The sequence below is a fragment of the Sphingomonas sp. URJC2 genome, assembly GCF_059803575.1.
In genome coordinates, this window is sequence record NZ_JAPFGX010000033.1 from 1 (window position 1) to 19,699 (window position 19,699).

Consider the following 19,699-nt stretch of genomic DNA (forward strand, 5'->3'; position numbering starts at 1 on the left):
CCCACCCGGCCTCCCACAGTGTATCCTGCCGTTGGGAGGCCGGGTGGGGGTGCGGGCCGGTGCCGCCCCCGCGCCGTCAGGCGCGCAAAACCCCGTCATGCCCGCGCACGGCAAAGCCGGCGGCGGCAAGGGCGGCATGGGCTTCGGCAATGCTGTGCCGGCCGAAATGGAAGATCGACGCGGCGAGCACCGCGCTGGCATGGCCGTCGCGCGCGCCCGCGACCAGATCGTCGAGCGACCCGACGCCGCCGCTCGCGACCACCGGCACATCGACCGAATCGGCGATGGTGCGGACAAGGCCGAGGTCATAGCCGCCCTGCGTCCCGTCGCGGTCCATCGACGTCACCAGCAGCTCGCCCGCGCCAAGTGCCGCCAGCCGGTGGGCATGTTCGACCGCATCGATGCCGGTCGGGCGCCGTCCGCCATGGGTGAACACCTCCCACCGGCCATCGCCGATGCGGCGCGCATCGACCGAGGCGACGACGCACTGGCTGCCGAACCGGTCGGCCAGTTCGGCGCACAGCTCGGGCCGGGCGACGGCGGCGGAGTTGACCGCGACCTTGTCCGCCCCGGCGAGCAGCAAGGCCCGCGCATCCTCGACGCTGCGCACGCCGCCACCCACGGTCAGCGGCATGAAGCACACCTCCGCCGTGCGGCGGACGACATCGATCATCGTCCCGCGCGCCTCATGGCTGGCGGTGATGTCGAGAAAGCACAGCTCGTCGGCCCCGGCGGCGTCATAGGCGCGCGCCTGTTCGACGGGATCACCGGCATCGACCAGATCGACGAACTGGACGCCCTTGACGACGCGGCCCCCGGCCACGTCCAGACAGGGGATGACCCGCAGCCTCACGCTCATCGGCGCGGGCTCCGCATCGGCATCGCGGGGCAGGCCATGATCAGCCCCGCGCCTCGGCCAGCGCGGCGGCCAGGTCCAGCCGCCCGTCATAGATCGCCCGGCCGCAGATCACGCCTTCGATCCCCGGCTTGCCGCGCAGCGCGCGCACATCCTCGATCCCCGCAACGCCGCCGCTGGCGATCACCGGCAGCGACACCGCCTCGGCCAGCGCCAGCGTCGCTTCGACATTGACGCCCTTGAGCAGCCCGTCACGCCCGATATCGGTGAACAGCAATGCGGCGACGCCCGCATCCTCGAACCGCCGCGCCAGATCGATCACCGGCACGTCCGACACATCGGCCCAGCCCTGGGTGGCGACCATGCCGTCGCGCGCATCGACGGCGACGACGATCTTGCCGGGAAAATCGCGCGCCGCGCCGCGCACCAGATCGGGGTCGGTCAGCGCCGCCGTGCCGATCACCGCGCGCACCACGCCATAATCGAACCAGCGCTCGATGGCCGCGCGCGTGCGGATGCCACCGCCCAGTTGGATGCAGCCCGAAAAGCCGGTGACGATCCGCCGCACCACCTGGCCGTTCACGCTTTCGCCGGCAAAGGCACCGTCAAGATCGACGATGTGCAGCCATTCCGCGCCGGCGGCGGCAAAGCTTGCTGCCTGGGCGGCGGGATCGTCGGAATAGACGGTCGCGCGGGCCATATCGCCTTCCGCGAGGCGGACGACCTGACCGGCCTTGAGGTCGATTGCGGGAAAAATGATCATGGACGCCACGCAAGAAAGGACTGGAGCAGCGCCAGCCCATAGCGCTGGCTCTTCTCGGGATGGAACTGGACGCCGACCATATTGTCGCGCCCGATGGCGGCGGTGACCGGACCGCCATGGTCGGTCACCGCAAGCACGCCCGGCCCGTGATAGGCAAAGCTGTGCAGGAAATAGGCCTCGCCCGCCGGCAGCAGCGGGTGATCGGCAGTCGGCGTCACATCGTTCCACCCCATATGGGGCACTTTGACGCCATTTGCCGGCACCGCGCGGACCACGCCGTCCAGCCAGCCCAGCCCGGCGGTCTGGCCATGCTCCTCGCCGCTCGCCGCCATCAGCTGCATGCCGACACAGATGCCCAGAAACGGCGCGCCGTCGCCGCGCACGCGCGCGTTCAATGCGTCGATCAGCCCCGGTGCTGCCTGAAGCGCGCGCATCGCCGCGGCAAAGGCGCCGACGCCGGGCAGCACGATGCGGTCGGCGCGCCGCAGCCGGTCGGGATCGGCGGTCAGCTCGACCATGCCGGCCCCGGCGGCCTTGAGCGCATTCAGCACCGAATGGACGTTGCCCGCGCCATAATCGACCAGCGCGACCGTCTCAGCCACCGAGCGTCCCTTTGGTCGAGGGAATGTCCCCGGCCTTGCGCGGGTCGATCGTCACCGCCTGACGCAGCGCCCGCGCGAGCGCCTTGAACGCGCTTTCGACCAGATGATGATTGTTGCGGCCGTAGAGATTTTCGACGTGCAGCGTCAGCCCGGCGGTCTGGGCAAAGCTGTGGAACCAGTGTTCGACCAGCTCGGTGTCCCATTCGCCCAGCTTGGTCTGGGTGAAATCGAGCTTCCACACCAGAAACGGCCGGCCGGAAATGTCGATGGCCGCGCGGGTCAGCGCCTCGTCCATCGGCGCATAGGCATGGCCATAGCGCATGATCCCGCGCCGTTCGCCGAGCGCGCGGCTGATCGCCTCGCCGATCGCCAGCGCGCAATCCTCGGTCGTGTGATGCTGGTCGATATGCAGATCGCCCTCGACCGTGACGTCGAGATCGATCAGCGAATGGCGCGCCAGCTGTTCGAGCATATGGTCGAGAAAGCCGATCCCGGTCGTCACCCGGTATTCGCCCGTCCCGTCCAGATTGACCGACACCGCGATGCGGGTTTCGCTGGTGTTGCGGGTGATCGTCGCCTGCCTCATCGTGCCCGCGCCTATGCGCGCTTGCCGTTGCGGATGCAACGCGTCTTGACCGCCCGCCCGGCAAAGTCCACGATTCGCCGCATGACTGATGCGTTGCCCGACAGCCTGATTCCCTATGACGAGATCGTGCAGGAAGCCCTGCGCGCCGTGGTCGGGCGTGTGCTGGGCGAGGTCGAGCGTTCGGGCGGGCTGCCCGGCGACCATCATTTCTACATCACGTTCAAGACCTCGGCCCCCGGGGTCGACCTGCCCAAGCACCTGACCGAGCGGTTCCCGGACGAGATGACCATCGTCCTGCAGAACAAATTCTGGGACCTGAAGGTGTTCGAGGAACGGTTCGAAGTCGGTTTGAGCTTCAACCAGATTCCCGCCCGGCTGGTGATCCCGTTCGCCGCCGTCACCGGATTCGTCGACCCGGCGGTGAACTTCGCTCTGCAGTTCCAGGCGCAGGGCGATGCCGGCGCGCCCGAGCATGACGATGCCGAAAATGATGTGCCCGGCATTGCGACGTCCGAAGACGGATCGAATGTCGTGACCGTGGATTTCGGCCGCAAGAAATAGGCCCGGACCGGCGCGTTCCGGGGCAGATGCCGGGAGGAACGATGGCCAGCCGTACCGAAACCGACAGCCTTGGCCCGGTCGAGGTTCCCGCCGACGCCTATTGGGGCGCGCAGACGGCGCGGTCGATTGCCAATTTCCCCTTTGGCCCCGCCGAGCGGATGCCGCCGGGCATTGTCCACGCGCTGGCGCTGGTCAAACAGGCGGCGGCGCGGGTCAATCGCCGCCACGGGCTTGATCCGCAGCTGGCCGATGCCATCACGGCGGCGGCGGCGGATGTCGCGGCCGGGCGGTTCGACGATCAGTTTCCGCTCGTTATCTGGCAGACCGGATCGGGCACCCAGACCAACATGAATGTGAACGAGGTGATCGCCGGCATCGCCAATGAACGGCTGGCGGGCACGCGCGGCGGCAAGGCCCCGGTGCACCCCAATGACCATGTCAATCGCGGCCAGTCCTCGAACGACAGCTTCCCGACTGCGATGCATGTGGCCGCCGCCCGCGCGCTCGCCGCCGATCTGCTGCCCGCGCTTCAGCGGATGGCAGTCGTGCTTGCCGGTCATGCCCGCGACTGGGACGGCATCGTCAAGATCGGCCGCACCCATTTGCAGGATGCCACGCCGCTGACCCTGGGGCAGGAGTTTTCCGGCTATCAGGCGCAGGTCGAAGCGGCGGCCGCGCGAATCGAATCGGTCAGGCCGCGGCTGCATCTGCTCGCCCAGGGGGGCACTGCGGTCGGCACCGGGCTGAATGCGCCGCCCGGATTTGCCGACGCGATGGCCGCCGAGCTGGCGGCGCTGACCGGCCTGCCCTTTGCCGCCGCGCCCAATTTGTTCGCCGAACTGGCCGCGCACGATACGCTGGTCGAGCTGTCGGGCGCGCTCAACGTGCTCGCCGTCGCGCTGACCAAGATCGCCAACGACATCCGCCTGCTCGCCTCGGGGCCGCGCGCGGGGCTGGGCGAACTCGCGCTGCCGGCCAATGAACCGGGCAGCTCGATCATGCCCGGCAAGGTCAACCCCACTCAGGCCGAAATGCTGACGATGGTGGCCGCGCAGGTGATGGGCAATCATGTCGCGGTCACTGTCGGCGGCTTGCAGGGGCATCTGGAACTCAATGTCTTCAAGCCGCTGATCGGGGCCAATGTGTTGCGGTCGATCGCGCTGCTTGCGATCGGGATCGACAGCTTTACCCAGCGCGCGCTTGCCGGGCTGACGCCGGAGCGGGCGCGGATCGCCGAACTGGTCGACCGGTCGCTGATGCTGGTGACGGCGCTGGCCCCGGTGATCGGCTATGACAATGCCGCCGCCATCGCCAAGCACGCCCATGCGCACGGGCTGACGCTGCGCGAGGCCGGGCTTGCGCTCGGGCTGGTCGATGCGGACACGTTCGACCGGCTGGTCCGGCCCGAGACGATGACGGGACCTGAAAAATGACTGGCCCGTCGCCGGGCTGACCCGCCATGTTCGCGGCTTTCATGGTATGGGCCGTCTTAACCAAGCGCGCTAACCGCAGATCGATACCTTGATCCTATCCCCGGATGACCGGTCGTGTGGACCGGCATGACGCATTGGGGGTGTCATCCAGATGAAGACCATGATGTTCAAGGCTCTGGCGTTTGCCGGGGTCGCCGCTGCCGGCGTGCTGACGAGCGCGCCCGCCTTTGCCCAGTCCGCGACCGGCGATGCGACCGTGACCGTGCTGCAGGCGCTGTCGGTCACCAAGACCGCCGATCTCAACTTCGGCAAGATCACTGCCTCGGCCAATGCCTCGACCGTCGCGGTCGCGCAGGACGGCACCCGCACCTGCGGCACCGGGCTGACCTGCTATGGCACCACCACGGCGGGCGCGTTCAACGTGCTCGGCTCGGCGGGCGAATCGGTGTCGGTGGTGCTCGACAACCCGACGATCACGCTGGCCAATGGCGCGTCGGACACGATGAGCGTCGCGCTCACCGCCTCGGCCTCGTCGCTGACGCTTGCCGGCGGCACGGGCAGCTTCCGCGTTGCGGGCGTGCTCAGCGTCGGCGCGTTCCAGGCGCAGGGCACCTATACCGGCCAATATTCGGTGTCGGTCAACTATCAGTAAGTCCGCCTGATTGCGGCCGCCGGGGCCGGGCACCGGATGCGGTGCCCGGCCCTGCGCGTGTCAGGACGCCGGCCTCGCTGCTGCTTAGCGCGGCGTTCACCATTTTCCGGCGATAACGCGCCTGTGCGCTCCCGGCTTTCCACTCCATTGCTGCGCGGTCTGATTGCGCTGTCAGCGTGCGCCGCTGCGTCCGCCCCGCTGGCCGCCGCGCCGCCGGGCCTGCCCGCGCCCGAGGCGCGCGACCGCATGGCACCGGGCGGGTTCCTTGCCGCGCGGGTCGAACCGGCGCGCGAACTGAGCTTCGGCGCGATCATCGCCAGTGCCGAGCCGCTGGTCGTCACTTTGTCGCCCGATGGCCGGCTGACCTGCCCGGCGCTGCGCTGCATCGGCAATGCCAGCCCCGGCGAAATCGCCATCACCGGCGCGGACTCCTATCTGGTGTCGATCACCGTCACCCCGGCTGCGCTCGTCAATGCTGAGGGCGATGTGCTGCGCGTGCGCCCGCTGCTTGCCGCTGAAACACTGACGCTCCAGCCCGGCAACCGGCGCAACCGGGTCGGGCTGGGCGGCACGCTCAGCCTTGGCGCGCGTCAGGCGCCCGGCGACTATCGCGGCGAATATCTGATCACCGTCGATTATTTGTAACGCTCCCGTTTCGGTTAGCGGGATGCTAACCATATCGGATGTATCCGGGGCATGCCTGTTCACGCGGGCGCGGCACTATGGGGGGCAAGTCACGCGGCCCCCCGCCGCTTTGGGAAATTGCCGCTTTAGACAGTTGGGGTGTCTAAACATGCTTGTTTCAATCCGTGCCGCGGTCGCCATGGCCGCGGCCCTTGCCGGCCTGTGGCCGGCGGCCGGCGCATGGGCGCAGTCCGCGACCGGAACGGCCAGCGTCCGCATCGTGCAGGCGCTGAGCGTCGCCAAGACCAGCGATCTCGATTTCGGGCGGATCGTGACCGGCGGCAGCGCCGGCACCGTCACCATCGCCGCCGATGGCAGCCGCGCCTGTGGCGGCGGCCTGCAATGCCTGGGCGCGGTCAGTGCCGGGGGCTTCACGATCACCGGCGCGGCGGGCGAAACCGTCGCCGTCGCCATCGACAGCCCGAACATCCAGCTGTCGAACGGCACCGACACCATGGCGGTCGCGCTCCAGCCATCGGTGCAAAGCCTGGTGCTTGCCGAGGGCAAGGGCCAGCTGCGCATCGCCGGCATCCTGTCGGTGGGCGCGAACCAGCCGCCGGGCGTCTATTCCGGCCAATATTCGGTGTCCGTCAACTATCAGTGACCGGGTGCGTGCGGCCCCGCCCGCCCGATCCGGCCCGATCAATCCGACAAGGATTCCCGCCATGTTTTCCCGCCTGTTTGCCGGGGCGCTCGCGCTCGCGGCCGGCCTTGCCGTATGTTCCGCGCCTGCCTGTGCCCAGGGCGATCTGCTGGTCGCGCCGACCCGGCTCGTCCTGTCCGGCGCATCGGGGGGCGAGGTGATCGTCAGCAATGCCGGCACCGCCACCACCACCTACCGCATCTCGCTGGTGATCAAGCGGATGGACGCATCCGGCCAGATCCATGCCGTGCCCGACGGGCAGGCGCTGCCGGCTGAGACCGCCGCAGTCGAGATGATCAACCATGCGCCACGGCGCATCACCCTTGCGCCGCAACAGTCGCAGACGATCCGCATCGGCGTGCGCCCGCCGCCCGATCTCGCGCCCGGCGAATATCGCGCGCATCTGCTGTTCCGTGCGGTCCCCGACGCGCCCGAGGTTGCCGCGGAGGCGCCCCCGCCGGGCGGCGACACCGGCATGGCGATCCGGCTGACCCCGATTTACGGCGTCGCCATTCCGGTGATCGTGCGCATCGGCGCGGTCGACGGGGCCGCGCAATTGGTCTCCGCCCGGTTGCAGCCCGGTGCCGATCCGGCGATCACCGTCGATCTGGCGCGCAGCGGCGGCCGCTCGGTCTATGGCACGCTCGACGTGCTCGCGCCGGGCCACAAGGAACCGGTCGCGACGATCAAGGGCGTGTCCGCCTATCCCGAAATCGCCGGTCGGCAGGTGCGCATTCCGGTGCCGCGCGAGCGTTTGGCCGGGGTTGCCGGGCTGGTGGTGCGCTTTACCGAGACCGATCCGGCCGGGCGCGGCGCGACCAGCGAAGTGGCGGTCAAGTAACCGGCCCGGCCGCGCGGCGACATCCCGATGGCGCGAACGGCCGCATCGCTGCTACGCCGCGCCGCCCTGTGGCTGGGCGCGGCGCTCATCTGCTGCGCGCTGCTCGTCGCGGCGGCGGGCGCGGTGCAGGCGGCGGGGCCGTCGGCGGGACAGCTGGCGGGGTTGGCGGTCGATCCCGATGATGCGCTGCTGTTCGATCTGCGCGTTGCCGGGCTCCAGCTGGGTGGCGGCGTGCGCGCATATGACACCGCTGCCGGATTGTGCCTCAACCTGCCCGATCTGATCGACGGGCTGAACATCGCGCTGGCGTTTTCCGCCGATCGCATGCGTGTTGAGGGCTGGGCGTTCGAGGAAAGCCGCCGCATCCGCATCGACCGGGGCCAAGACGAGGTGCAGCTGCCCGGCGGCACCGCCCAGCTCGACCCGCGCAGCATCTGGGACTCACCCGGCGGCTGGTGCGTGCGCGCCGCCGATCTGGAACGCTGGCTCGATCTTGCTTTCGATGTCGATCTGCCCGGGGCGGTGATCGGCGTGCGCACGACCGGTCGGCTGCCGATCGAGGCGGCGCTCAAGCGCGCGGCGCGGGCGGAGCGGTTGCGCGCCGCCCCGTCCGGCCCGGCCGCGCCCGGGCGGCAGGTTGCTTTGCCCTACCGGCTGTGGCGGACGCCGGCGATCGACGCCAATATCAGCTTCACCGCCGACCGGCCGGCGCCGGGCCGCATGGGCTGGCAAAGCCGGTACGAGCTGTTCGCCGCCGGCGAGGTGGCACGCATGTCCGCCGACATGCGGCTGATTTCGGATCAGCAGGCGCGGCCGCAGGCGCTCCGCCTCAGGCTGTTCCGGGCCGATCCGGCCGGGCGGCTGCTCGGCCCGCTGCGCGCGACCCAAGTCGAGCTAGGCGATGTCGTCAGCCCGTCGACCCCGCTCACCGTGCAGGCGACGCCGGGGCGGGGCGTCGCCTTGTCCAACCGGCCGCCGGGGATGAATGCGCGGCGCGACCTGATCGATTTCGCCGGCCCGATGCCGGTCGGCTGGGACGTCGAACTCTATCGCAATGGCGAGCTGCTGCGCAGCGAAACCGGGACTGCCGCCGGGCGCTACGAGTTTCGCGATGTCGAGCTGCGGCTGGGCGTCAATGATTTCGAGCTGGTGCAATATGGCCCCCAGGGCCAGGTGCGCCGGCAGCGCCGCACGCTCAACATCGGCGCGCAGGTGCCGGGGGCGGGCGAACGCTGGTGGTCGGCAGTGCTGGTCGAGGACCGGCGCGATCTGATCGGCTGGCGCGCCCGGCCCGACCGGGCGCTGGCCCCGCCCGGCTGGCGCGGGGGCATCGCGGTCGAACAGGGGCTGGGCCATGGCACGGCGCTGGCGCTGGCCGTGCACCGCGCCCCGGTGCGCACCGGCACCCAGGGCTATGTCGAGGCCGGGCTGCGCGCGGGCGTCATGCGGCTGCTGGGCGAGGTCAATCTTGCCGCCGCGCGCGACGGCGGCCGGGCGCTGCGCATCAATGTGATCGGCGCGGTTGCGCGCACCAACATTTCGCTGGAGGCGATTCGCAACCGCGGGCTGACCAGCGAGCGGCTCGATCCTTCGGCACGGTCGGTCACCGCCATCGGCATCGACCGGCCGGTGCGCGTGGCCGGGCTGGTGCTGCCGCTGCGCTTTGATCTGCGCACCACCGTGTCGCGGGCCGAACGGCTGACCGAGGCGCGGGGGCGGGTGTCGCTGATCGCCGGGCGTGTCGCGGCGAGCGCGACGCTCGGCTGGCGGCGCGCCGCCCCGCGTCTGGGGCCGGCGCGCGACGAAGCGGTGATGGGCCTGCTGGTCAATGGCCGGATGGGCCGGATCCGGCTGCGCGGCGAGATGGACTGGGCGGTGCGGCCCCGGCCGGAACTGGTGAGCGCGCTTGCCACCGCCAATCTCGTCATCGGCCCGGCGGACGAGCTGCAACTGACCACAGGCTATGCCGGGCGCGAGCGCGCGGGCTTTGCAGGGGCCAATTACACGCGCGATTTCGGCATTCTGGCGGCGTCGTTCAACGCGCAGGCGAACAGCCGGGGCGTGTTCTCGCTCGGCCTGTCGGCGCAATTCAGCTTCGGCCCCGGCGGCGATGGCCGGTTCGGGCGCTTCCGCTCGGGCAGCCGGGCAACGGGCGGCGCGCTCGCGGTCAGCGCCTTTTCCGACCTGAATGGCGACGGGGTGCGCCAGCCCGGCGAGCCAGCCGTGCCGGTTGGCGGGCTGATCGTCGACGGGGCACCGCTCGACGCGCCGGACCGCGCCGCCATACCCGCACCCTGGATGATCGACGGGCTGGACCCGGCGGTGCCGGTGCAGGTCGCGCTCGATCCGGCACGGCTCGCCGATCCGTTCGACGCGCCCGGCGATAGCGGGGTTGCCGCCGTGCCGCGCGCCGGGCTGGTGACGCCGGTCGAGCTGGCGATCGTGCGCACCGCGACCGTCGACGGCACGCTGGCGCGGGCCGGGCGGCCGCTGGCGGGCGAGGAGGTGGCGCTGGTCGACCGGCAGGGCGTCGTCGTCCACCGGCTGCGCACCGAGTTTGACGGTTATTTCAGCTTTGAACGGGTAAAACTGGGCCAGTATCAGCTGCGCCTGCTGCGCGGCGGCACCGACTGCACTGCCGAACCCATCGTGATCGGGCCGGAGCGGCTGGCCCTGCGGCTGGGGCTGGTCGAACTGGCGCGCCCGCCCGAACGGCTGGCGCGGCGATGACCGGCCATTTGCCCCGGCTCCCATTCCACCCGTCCGGCCGCCCCGCTATAGCGGGATCAACGGCCCGGCCAGCACCGAGAGAACATGCCTGAATCCAAGCTCTACCGCCTGTTGCGCGCGATCAAGCACCGGCTGGTCGGCGCGAACCTGCCGCCCGATTTGCTGGCCGAACGCTATCCCGATCAGGACATCGGCCCGTTCAGCTATGGCGATCTGCACCTGCCCGCCTATCCGGGCGATGCGCGGCTGCGCATGGGGGCCTATTGCTCGGTCGCGGCCGGGGTGCAGGTGCTGCTGGGCGGCGAACACCGGCCGGACTGGGTGACCACCTATCCCTTTCCGGCCAAGGATCCGCGCTTTGCCGCCATTCCCGGCCATCCGCGCACCAAGGGCGATGTGGTGATCGGCAATGATGTCTGGCTGGGGCGGGAAGCGATGATCCTGTCGGGCGTCACCATCGGCGACGGCGCGGTGATCGGCGCGCGCGCGCTCGTGACGCGCGACGTGCCGCCTTATGCCATCGTCGCCGGAAACCCGGCGGTCATGGTGCGCAAGCGGTTCGACGATGCGACCATCGCCCGGCTGCTCGCGCTGCGCTGGTGGGACTGGCCGGCCGAACGCGTCGCGCGCGCGGTGCCGATGATGCTCGATCGCGACATTGCCGCGTTTCTGGATGCCGCGGAGGCGGGGCGGATCTGAGGGGGTTGTGTGTTGGGAAGAACGGCACCGGATATTGTCAGCGAGGAGAACGGCACCGGCCCGCACCCCCACCCGGCCTCCCACAGTGTATCCTGCCGATGGGGGGCCGGGTGGGGGTGCGGGCCGGTGCCGCCCCCGCGCCGCGAGGCGCGGCACAAAAAACGCCCGTGCGGCGTCAGCCGCACCGCAAACAACAAAAACCTCAGAAGATCCGCCAGCGCCGCATCGGCTGGCCCCCGGCCTCGCCGCGCATCACGAACTGCATGGTGATGTAGCGCTGGAGCAGGCCGAAGCTGAGTTTCTGGGCGAGCGTCTGGCGCAGCCCGGCAAAGCCGGTCGCGACGCCGTCGGTGACGGTCAGCCCGGCCGCCGCCATCAGCCCGCGCGCGCCGTCTTCGTCGAAAAAGCGCAGATGCGTGCGGTCGAGCAGGCCGTCCTCGGCATAGGTGAAGCGCCCGCCAAAGGCGAGCGGCACGGTGACGCTGTAATGGGCGACATTGGGCACCGACACGATGACGACGCCGCCGGGTGCCAGCACCGTCTGGCGCAGCGTGGCGAGCACCGCCCAGGGATCGCGCAGATGTTCGAGCACGTCGAGCGCGAGGATCAGGTCGAACCGCCCCAGATCGGGCAGGGGCTGTTCGAGATCATGGATCAGCACATTGTCCAGCCGGGTGCGCAGCAGCGGCTCGAGCGGGCGATGCCCCTCGACCCCGAAGGTTTCCGCCTGCGGCCAGCGCTGCTTGAGCCAGGCGAGCGTCGCGCCCGCGCCGCAGCCGATTTCGAGGATGCGCGCCGGCGCCGCCGGCAGCAGCGGCTCGATCTCGCGCCGCACCTTCTGGAAATAGGTCAGGTCCTCGGTCACGGTTCCGTCGGCCATGGTCATCTCGGCTCCGCTCATATTGCCCCCAATCGTCCCGCCGCCATCCATTTCGCCGCCCGGGATGCGCGGCGGCCGGAATATGCGCTCGATTGTCTCCTTGCTCACCGAACCTTAAAAACAAACTGCTTTCTTGCCGGCATTGCGATAGCGCGGTGCCGCTCAGCGGCGGGCAGGGACGGAAAAATGGGGATTGAGCGCAGGATCGTCGCGGCCGGGGTGCTGGCGCTCGCCGCGATGGCGGGGCTGGCCGGAGCTGCACCGGCGGGGCAGGCGTCTGCTGCGGCAGGCAGGATCATCGACATTGCCGACCGGCCGGCGCTGATCGCGGCGCTCGCCGCCGCGCGCGGGGGCGAGGTGCTGCGGCTGGCCCCCGGGGCTTACGGCCAGATCTCGATTGCCGGCCGCGTCTTTCCGGCGGCGGTGACGCTCGTGTCGCGCGACCCCGCGCGCCCGGCCCGGCTCGACGGCGTCGCGGTCAGCGCGTCCGCCAATCTCGTCTTCCGCCAGCTCGATCTGGGGCGCGCGCTTGCCCCCGGCGAGCCGGATTTTACCCAGCTCAGCACCGTCACCGACAGCCGGTCGGTGCGATTCGACCGGGTGTTCTTCCACGGCTCGCGCGACGGCACGCCCGCCAACGACGCCTGGGGCCTGTATGTGGTCGGCAGCACCGGCATCGAGATTGCCGGCTCGCGCTTCGAAGAGCTGATGCGCGCCTATATCTTCGACCGCAGCAGCGACATTGCGGTGATCGGCAACAGCTTTCGCCTGATCCGCAGCGATGCCGGCGATTTTGCCGCCGTCGACCGGGTGGTGGTGCGCGGCAACAGCTACCGCGATTTCATGCCGCGCGCGGACGACCATCCCGACGCCATCCAGTTCTGGACCAACGGCCAGCAGCGCGGATCGTCGGACATATTGATCGAGGACAATGTCATCATGCAGGGCGATGGCGTCGGCCCGCAGGGCATTTTCATCCGCGACGAGCAGAAGCGCTATCCGTATCGCAACCTCGTCATCCGCAACAACCTGATCTACACCGAGGATCAGTGGGAAGGCATTTCGGTCGAGGGGGCCGAGGATGTCGAGATCAGCGGCAACAGCGTGCTGTCCCCGCTCGACCGCCAGAAACAGGCCTGGATCCGGCTGGAAAATGTCGGCCGCGCGACCGTGACCGGCAATGTCACCGTCCGCTATGTCGGGCCGGCGGCGGGCGGGCCGCATGTCGTGCGCGACAACAGCGTGCTGACCGAAGACCGGGCGCTGGTCCGCCGGCTGGGCGGGCTGAAGCCGGGTGCGCGGCCCGAGGCCGGGCGGCTGCTCGTTCCCGGGCGCGGCTATCGCCCGCCGGCCCAGCCCGATGCGGGCGATGCCGGTCGCCAGGCGGGGGGGCGCTGAATGTCGCTCGCATCGCGCGTGCAGGGCTGGTTCACGCCGCCGCAGCAGGTGCTGCCGCCGTTCCTGCCGGTGCGTGCGCCCGCGCGCCGGGCGGTGGCGCGCGCCGCGTTCGTGGTTGCCTGTCTCGTCCTTGGCTTCGTCTATGGCTTTGTGTTCGCGGTGTTTCCGCCGTCGTTCATGGTCTATATGGCAATCCCGGTCGTCATGCTGGCGCTGGTGGTGATCTGGGCGCTGCCCGATCAGGGCCGCGCGCCCGACCGGCTGCTCGAACGGCTGTTCTTTGCCTATATGGTCATCATCGTGCTGTGGCCGATCTATCTGGCGGTGCAGCTGCCCGGCCTGCCCTGGCTGTCGCTGCGCCGGCTGGCGGCGTTTCCGATGGCGCTGATCCTGCTGATCTGCCTGTCGGTCTCGGCCCGTTTCCGCACCGAACTGGCCGCCGCGCTCAATGGCATGCCGGGGCTGTGGAAGATGATGGCGGCGTTCATCGTCGTGCAGATCGTCACCATCGTGCCCAGCCGCGCGCCGTTCGGGTCGCTCAACATCTTCCTCAACAATCTGGTGCTGTGGTTCGGGGCGTTTTACGCCGCCGCCTGGGTGTGCGCGCGCGACGGGCGGGCGGCGAAGTTCGGCAATTACCTGATCGGCATGGCGCTGGTGCTGGGCGCGATGGGGCTGGCCGAGGCCTATAACGAACAGATCCTGTGGGCGCGGCACATCCCGTCCTTCCTCGCCGTGACCGACGAATCGGTGCAGCGCACGCTGTCGGGCGATTTCCGCGAAGGGGCCTACCGCGTCACTGGCACCTACACGGTCTCGCTCGCCCTTGCCGAATATCTGGCGCTGGTGACGCCGTTCGTGCTGCAGAAGATCGCCGAACGGCCGGGGCTGGGCGCGAAGCTGCTTTATGCCGGGATCGACGTGCTGCTGCTCGTCATCATCATCCTCACCCGGTCGCGGCTGGGGATTGTCGGCTGGCTCGCCGCGCACATGGTCTGGGGCTGCATCTGGGCCTATCGCCGCTGGCGGTCCGACAAGTCGGACGTGCTCGGCCCGGCACTCGCCTTTGCCATTCCGGCGCTGGCGCTTGCCTTTGGGGTGGCGATGTTCACCGTCGATGCGATCCGCTTCCGCACCATCGGCGGCGGCTCGACCGGGTTCAGCGATCAGGCGCGCTGGGAACAGCTGGACGGCACCTGGCCGCTCGTGCTGCGCAACCCGATCGGCTATGGCACCGGGCAGAGCGGCGAGGTGCTCGGCTTCCGCACGCCGGGCGGGCAGGTGACGGTCGACACCTATATCGTCACGCTGCTGCTCGATTACGGCGTGATCGGTTTCTGCCTGTTCCTCGGCATTTTCGGGCTGGCGGTGGCGACCATGCTCAGGATTTCGCTTCGGCCGCGCGGGCGGGAGATCGATCTGGCGATGCCGGTCTGCGCGGCGCTGGTCGCCTATCTCGTCGTCCGGCTGGTGTTCGCGCAGGACGACAATGCCCCGCTCGTCTATATGATGCTCGGGCTGGCGAGCGCGATTGCCTATAAGGCCAAGGTCGACTCAGCTGCGCAGCCCCCGGCCTGACCGGGGGCCTTCAAGCCGCCCCGCTTCCGGCCGCCGCGCCTCAGGCCGCGAGCGCGCGCGGGGCGTGGCCTGAGCGGCTTTCCAGCTCGCGCAGGAACACCTCGAGCGACAGCAGCGACCACAGCTCCTTTTCGCGGTTGCGGCGGCCGCTGACATGCTCGTCCAGCATCGCCTTCAGCCGCGCGCGGTCGGCAAAACCGCCAAAGCGCGACTGGGGACCGAGCAGCATGTCCTCGGCATAGCCGCGCAGCCGCCCGCGCAGCCATTCGGCCACCGGCACGCGGAAGCCCGATTTGGGCCGCGACAGAATGTCGGGCGGCAGATCGGCCTGCATCGCGCGGCGCAGGATCGTCTTGCCGCTGCGCCCGTTCAGGAACGCATCATCGCCCAGCGTCGCGACGAACGCGGCCAGCTTGCGGTCCATGAACGGCATCCGCCCTTCGATCGAGGCGGCCATCGTCATCCGGTCGCCGCGCTCGAGCAATGTGCCCGGCAGCCACACCGTCTTGTCGAAATAGAGCGCGCGGTGCAGCGGGCCGACAGCCGCGCCCGGATCCTCCGCCCATTCGAACGGCCGGTAATCCGCGAACAGCGCCGGGGCGAGCGCCGCCGCATCGGCATGGGGCATCAGCCCGAACCAGGCCGCCTGGCGGTCGACGAAATCGCGTTCGCGCCCGGCGCGCAGCAGGATCGCCGCCCGGCGCTTGCTGTAGGGCAGCAGCCGCCGGGGCAGGTCGAGCAGCAGCGGATCGAGCGCTGCGGGCGCCACCGCCTGATAGCGGGCGAGATACAGGTCGCCCCAATGCTTGGGATAGCCGGCGAGCAGTTCGTCCGATCCTTCGCCCGACATCACCACCTTCACATGCCGGGCGGCGAGGTGGCTCAGATAATAAAGCGGCACATCGGCCATTTCCGACAGCGGCGCGCCGCGGTGCCAGGTGACATCGGCCAGGCTGTCGAGGAAATGATCGGGCTCGATCTCCAGCTCATGATGTTCGGTGCCGAAGCGCTCGGCGACCTGCCGTGCCGCCCACAGTTCGGAAAAGCCGTCGGCCTTGAACCCGATCGAGAAGGTCTTGACCGGATGCGGCGACATGCCTGCCATCAGCGCGACGATCGCCGAGGAATCGAGCCCGCCCGACAGGAAGGCCCCCAGCGGCACGTCGGATCGCATCCGCAGCCGCACCGCATCTTCCAGCTCGGCGCGGAAATCGCGGATCGCCGCGGCATCGAGCGGCCGGCGCTCGCCCGCCGGCAGCGGCAGCGGCGGGCTGAAATAACGCTGCGCGGTCAGCCGGCCGCCCTGCCAGACGGCGTAATGGCCGGGCGGCAGCTGCGACACGCCCTTGACCAGCGTGTCATGGCCGGGCGCATATTTCCAGATCAGGTAGCGGGCGAGCGCCTGTTGATCGATGTCGGCGGTGAAGGCCGGATGCGCGGCCAGGCTCGCAAACTCCGACGCGAAGATCAGGTCGCCGCGATTGATGAAATAGAGCAGCGGCTTCTTGCCGAACGGGTCGCGGGCGAGGAACAGGCTGCGCGCCTCGGCATCCCAGATCGCAAAGGCGAACATGCCCCGGAACCGGTCGAGCGCTGCCGCGCCCCAGCGGATCCACGCTTCCAGCAGCACTTCGGTGTCGGACCGGGTGCGGAAGGTGACGCCCGCCGCCTCCAGCTCGGCGCGGATTTCCAGATAATTGTAGATCTCGCCGTTGAACACGAGCGTATAGCGCCCGCAGGCCGAGCGGAACGGCTGGTCCCCGGTCGCCAGATCGATGATCGCCAGCCGGACATGGCCGAGCGCGACCGTGCGGCCGCCTTCGCCCTCCAGCAGTTCGAAACTGCGCCCGTCCGGGCCGCGATGGGCGATCGCGCGGGTCATCGCGTCGATCATCTGCCCGGCCGCGTCGCGCCCGGCGTCAGTGGTTAGGCCGGCAACTCCGCACATGATTCAACCCCCGATCAAGGCTCGACGCCTCGCACAGCTTCCTTTAACGGCCGGCTAAGCCAATCGAAAGCGCCTATGCTGATCTCGATCGTGATCCCGACCTATCGGCGTGCCGGCATGCTGTCCGGCCTGCTGGATGCGCTGGCCCCGCAGATGACGGCAGAGGTCGAGGCGCTGGTCATCGACAATGATCCGGCGGGCAGCGCCGCCGACACCGCCGCGCGCTACGGCTGGCTGCGTTATGTTCATGAACCGCGCCCCGGCGTCGTTCATGCCCGCAATCGCGGCGTCGCCGAGGCGCGGGGCAGCCATGTGCTGTTCATCGACGATGACGAGGTGCCAAGCCCCGGCTGGCTGGCCGCGTTCGCCGCGCTGGCGCGTGCCGGCACCATTGCCTGTTTCGGGCGCATCACGCCGCGCTTCGTCGCGCCGCCGCCGCCGGGGCTGGAAAAGATGCTCGCCGGGCTGTTCAGCCGCGAGATCGATGCCGATACCGGTGCCGACATCACCGCCAGCTGGGCCTATCTTGGCACCGGCAATGCGATGTTCGACCGCGCCGCCTGCTTTCCCGAGCCTGATCCGTTCGATCTGCGCTTCAACCAGAGCGGCGGCGAGGACATCTGGATGATTCGCGGGCTGATGGCGCGCGGGGTGCGGCTGATCTGGAACCGCGAGGGGCTGGTCGATGAAATCGTGCCGCCGGGGCGGATGACGCTCGATTATGTCCGCGCGCGGAAGTTCGCCCATGGCCAGCAGCGGGTGATCTTCAACCATCGCGGCGGCGGGCTGGCGGGCTGGGCGCGCGCTCTGCCCTGGATGGGGATCGGGCTGGTGCAGGCGGTCGGGTTCGGCGCGCTGGCGCTCGGCCTGGGTGCGATCGGTTCGCCGCGGGCGCTTGAGGCGCGGGCGCGCAGCGATGCCGGGCGCGGCAAGCTGATGTGGCGCACCGCCGCGCGCGCGCTTTACGGCAACTGACCGCGCTGCACCGGGCGGGTGCGGCGGTCTTTTCCCGACTGTCTCAGAGCGCCGCGCGCACCGGGCCGTCGCGCCATTCCGCGCGGCGACGCCACATTTCGCGCCACTGGCTGGCCGCATCGCGCCGCGCGGGCGACAGCCGCGCCGCCAGCCCGTAGAGCAAAGCCCGCCACCAGGCCTGAAAGATCGTCATCGCCCGCGCGATGCGCGCGCTGGCGGGCGGCAGATGGCGCAGCGCCAGCCCGATCCGCGCGCCGAACAGATAGACGAGCGTGTTGGTCGGCCGCACCGCGCTGCCGCCGCCGAAATGGACGATCTCCGCCGCCGGGGTGACGCGCGGGCGCGCCCCTGCGCGGCGCGCGCGGCCGCAGAAATCGGCTTCCTCGCCATACATGAAGAAGGTCGTGTCGAACCCGTCCAGCTGCTCCCACAGCGTCCGTTCGACAAGGAAAAAGCAGCCCGACACGATATCGACCGCGCGTTCCTGCCCGTCGCCCCACAGCGCCACCTGTTCGGGGTTGAGGCGCGGGCTGCGCGGGCGCAGCGTCGTCAGCCCGACCGCGAGGCAGAAGGCGCTCCATGCGGTGATCCGGTTCCAGGCCGAGCTGGGATTGAGCCGCCCGTCGCCGAACAGCGTGCGCCCGCCCCAGATGCGCGCATCGGGCCGCGTGGCGGCGAATGCCATCAGTCGGTCGATCGCGCGGTCGCGCACCAGCGTGTCGGTGTTGAGCAGCAGCAACAGCCGCCCGGTCGCCGCGCGGGCGGCGATGTTGTTGCCCTTGGCAAAGCCGTGATTGTCGCGCTCGGCGAGCAGCCGGACCTGCGGAAACGCCGCGCGCACCGCCTCGACCGTGCCATCGGCCGAGCCATTGTCCACCAGAATCAGTTCAAAGCTGGTGTCGCGCGTTTCGGCATAGACAGAGCGGATCGCCGCCAGCGTCATCTCGCGCGTGTTCCAACTGACCATCAGGATGGACAGGTCGGGCGCGTCCGCGCCATGGTCGGTCATCGCAATCCCCGTCAGCGGCCGCGCAGCCGGCGGGCGAGGGCGATGGCGCCGTCGCGCGCCTGGCGCAGCGGTTCGCCGACCAGCCGTTCGGCCACCGTCTCGGCCAGGCCCGGATCGCGCATCTGCGCGATGGCGGCGGGCGCGAACCGGCCATTGGCCTCGGCACAGGAAATGCGCCGGCCGCGGATCTTGTTCGACACATTGCCGCCATGCACGACCTGCAGCCACGCCCCCGGCCCGTCCAGCTGATGGACGGGCAGGTGCCGGGCCAGCTCCATATGCGGGATCGCCGGGGCGGTGCGCGCCGAGGCGTCGAACGGTTCGAGCAGGTTGGTGAAGGCGTTCGACCGATGGGCATGGGCATAAAGCCGCTCGCCGCTCAGCACGAAGCCGTTGGTGAAGTTGAGCGCACAGGCCGGCCCGCCCAGATGGGCGCGCGCCGCCGCCTGCAAACGGGCGACGAAATCGACGGCCAGCGAATCGTCATTGTCGAGATTGGTGGTGAGCAACGCCGGCGGCCGCGCCTCGATCCGCGCGAACACCGCGTCGCGCCAGCCATCGCCCGGAAACAGCGGCGTGTAGAAGGGGATGAACGGCCGGATGCGGCGCAGCTCTTCGATCCGGTCCTTGAACGCCTGCGGCGTCTGATCGTCGAAGAAGATCATCCACGCGAAATCCTGTTCGGTCTGCGCGGCCATGCCCGGCAGGCAATAGCGCTCGAACAGCTCAAAACGTGTCGCCAGCCAGTCGGGCTGGGTGCGGAAACTGGCCTCGCGGCCCGGCGTCGCCAGGTTGAACCGCGTCATGACCACATGGACGAAATCGGCCATCGGCCCGGTGCTCCGACAGAAAGCCCCGATC

General features: G+C 69.8%; 19 protein-coding genes. 11 read left to right on the top strand and 8 right to left on the bottom strand.

Translation table 11 applies throughout. The annotated features are described in order from the left end of the window. Positions 1-76: 76 nt before the first annotated feature. Genes hisF through hisB form a run of 4 tightly spaced genes read right to left on the bottom strand, consistent with a single transcriptional unit; the run spans position 77 to position 2,807 of the window. On the bottom strand, positions 77-859 hold the full coding sequence (hisF, locus tag OPU66_RS11435; RefSeq protein WP_498553778.1) for an imidazole glycerol phosphate synthase subunit HisF: 783 nt from the start codon (positions 857-859) through the stop codon (positions 77-79). A 40-nt stretch (positions 860-899) separates the two neighbouring features. Further along, positions 900-1,619, bottom strand: a complete 720-nt coding sequence (gene hisA, locus OPU66_RS11440) for a 1-(5-phosphoribosyl)-5-[(5-phosphoribosylamino)methylideneamino]imidazole-4-carboxamide isomerase (protein WP_498553779.1) — start codon at positions 1,617-1,619, stop codon at positions 900-902. After that, entirely contained in the window at positions 1,616-2,221 is a 606-nt protein-coding gene (gene hisH / locus OPU66_RS11445) for an imidazole glycerol phosphate synthase subunit HisH (RefSeq protein WP_498553780.1), read from the bottom strand. The genes hisA and hisH overlap by 4 nt, the downstream gene beginning before the upstream one ends. Continuing rightward, the gene (gene hisB / locus OPU66_RS11450; RefSeq protein ID WP_498553781.1) at positions 2,214-2,807 is read right to left on the bottom strand and encodes an imidazoleglycerol-phosphate dehydratase HisB; all 594 of its coding nucleotides are present in this window, start codon (positions 2,805-2,807) and stop codon (positions 2,214-2,216) included. Before hisB ends, hisH begins: the two co-directional genes overlap by 8 nt. Before the next feature lie 81 nt (positions 2,808-2,888). On the opposite strand from hisB, the gene OPU66_RS11455 reads away from it, so the two are divergent. From OPU66_RS11455 to OPU66_RS11490, 8 genes are all read left to right on the top strand, one after another. Then, positions 2,889-3,368, top strand: coding sequence for an SspB family protein (locus tag OPU66_RS11455; RefSeq protein ID WP_498553782.1), 480 nt, complete (start codon positions 2,889-2,891; stop codon positions 3,366-3,368). Positions 3,369-3,409: 41 nt separating this feature from the next. Next, positions 3,410-4,801, top strand: a complete 1,392-nt coding sequence (gene fumC, locus OPU66_RS11460; RefSeq protein WP_498553783.1) for a class II fumarate hydratase — start codon at positions 3,410-3,412, stop codon at positions 4,799-4,801. 151 nt (positions 4,802-4,952) lie between these two features. Beyond that, positions 4,953-5,453 carry a DUF4402 domain-containing protein gene (locus OPU66_RS11465; protein WP_498553784.1) on the top strand — a complete coding sequence of 167 codons (501 nt, stop codon included), beginning with the start codon at positions 4,953-4,955 and terminating at the stop codon, positions 5,451-5,453. 147 nt (positions 5,454-5,600) lie between these two features. Next, complete coding sequence (locus OPU66_RS11470; RefSeq protein WP_498553785.1) at positions 5,601-6,098, top strand: DUF4402 domain-containing protein; 498 nt, start codon at positions 5,601-5,603, stop codon at positions 6,096-6,098. A gap of 148 nt (positions 6,099-6,246) precedes the next feature. Continuing rightward, on the top strand, positions 6,247-6,741 hold the full coding sequence (locus OPU66_RS11475) for a DUF4402 domain-containing protein (RefSeq protein WP_498553786.1): 495 nt from the start codon (positions 6,247-6,249) through the stop codon (positions 6,739-6,741). A gap of 61 nt (positions 6,742-6,802) precedes the next feature. Further along, positions 6,803-7,621, top strand: coding sequence for a fimbrial biogenesis chaperone (locus OPU66_RS11480; protein WP_498553787.1), 819 nt, complete (start codon positions 6,803-6,805; stop codon positions 7,619-7,621). A gap of 27 nt (positions 7,622-7,648) precedes the next feature. Beyond that, complete coding sequence (locus tag OPU66_RS11485) at positions 7,649-10,351, top strand: carboxypeptidase regulatory-like domain-containing protein (protein ID WP_498553788.1); 2,703 nt, start codon at positions 7,649-7,651, stop codon at positions 10,349-10,351. 84 nt (positions 10,352-10,435) lie between these two features. Next, positions 10,436-11,050 carry a CatB-related O-acetyltransferase gene (locus OPU66_RS11490; protein WP_498553789.1) on the top strand — a complete coding sequence of 205 codons (615 nt, stop codon included), beginning with the start codon at positions 10,436-10,438 and terminating at the stop codon, positions 11,048-11,050. Positions 11,051-11,252: 202 nt separating this feature from the next. Here the strand turns inward: OPU66_RS11490 and OPU66_RS11495 are convergent, their stop codons facing one another. Beyond that, on the bottom strand, positions 11,253-12,038 hold the full coding sequence (locus OPU66_RS11495; RefSeq protein ID WP_498553790.1) for a class I SAM-dependent methyltransferase: 786 nt from the start codon (positions 12,036-12,038) through the stop codon (positions 11,253-11,255). Between the two features lie 78 nt (positions 12,039-12,116). On the opposite strand from OPU66_RS11495, the gene OPU66_RS11500 reads away from it, so the two are divergent. Together OPU66_RS11500 and OPU66_RS11505 are read left to right on the top strand one after the other, a co-directional pair. Continuing rightward, positions 12,117-13,328: a right-handed parallel beta-helix repeat-containing protein gene (locus tag OPU66_RS11500; RefSeq protein WP_498553791.1), complete on the top strand. Its 1,212-nt coding sequence runs from the start codon at positions 12,117-12,119 to the stop codon at positions 13,326-13,328. Beyond that, complete coding sequence (locus OPU66_RS11505) at positions 13,329-14,906, top strand: O-antigen ligase family protein (RefSeq protein WP_498553792.1); 1,578 nt, start codon at positions 13,329-13,331, stop codon at positions 14,904-14,906. It abuts the gene before it with no gap. A gap of 40 nt (positions 14,907-14,946) precedes the next feature. On the opposite strand, the gene asnB is transcribed toward OPU66_RS11505, so the two are convergent. Further along, complete coding sequence (gene asnB / locus OPU66_RS11510) at positions 14,947-16,854, bottom strand: asparagine synthase (glutamine-hydrolyzing) (RefSeq protein ID WP_498553793.1); 1,908 nt, start codon at positions 16,852-16,854, stop codon at positions 14,947-14,949. A 75-nt stretch (positions 16,855-16,929) separates the two neighbouring features. Here asnB and OPU66_RS11515 point away from each other — a divergent pair, with 75 nt between their 5' ends. Further along, on the top strand, positions 16,930-17,829 hold the full coding sequence (locus OPU66_RS11515; RefSeq protein WP_498553794.1) for a glycosyltransferase: 900 nt from the start codon (positions 16,930-16,932) through the stop codon (positions 17,827-17,829). A 43-nt stretch (positions 17,830-17,872) separates the two neighbouring features. Here the strand turns inward: OPU66_RS11515 and OPU66_RS11520 are convergent, their stop codons facing one another. After that, on the bottom strand, positions 17,873-18,838 hold the full coding sequence (locus tag OPU66_RS11520; protein ID WP_498553795.1) for a glycosyltransferase family 2 protein: 966 nt from the start codon (positions 18,836-18,838) through the stop codon (positions 17,873-17,875). Between the two features lie 11 nt (positions 18,839-18,849). Continuing rightward, positions 18,850-19,668, bottom strand: coding sequence for a glycosyltransferase (locus OPU66_RS11525; protein WP_498553796.1), 819 nt, complete (start codon positions 19,666-19,668; stop codon positions 18,850-18,852). Between the last annotated feature and the right edge of the window lie 31 nt (positions 19,669-19,699).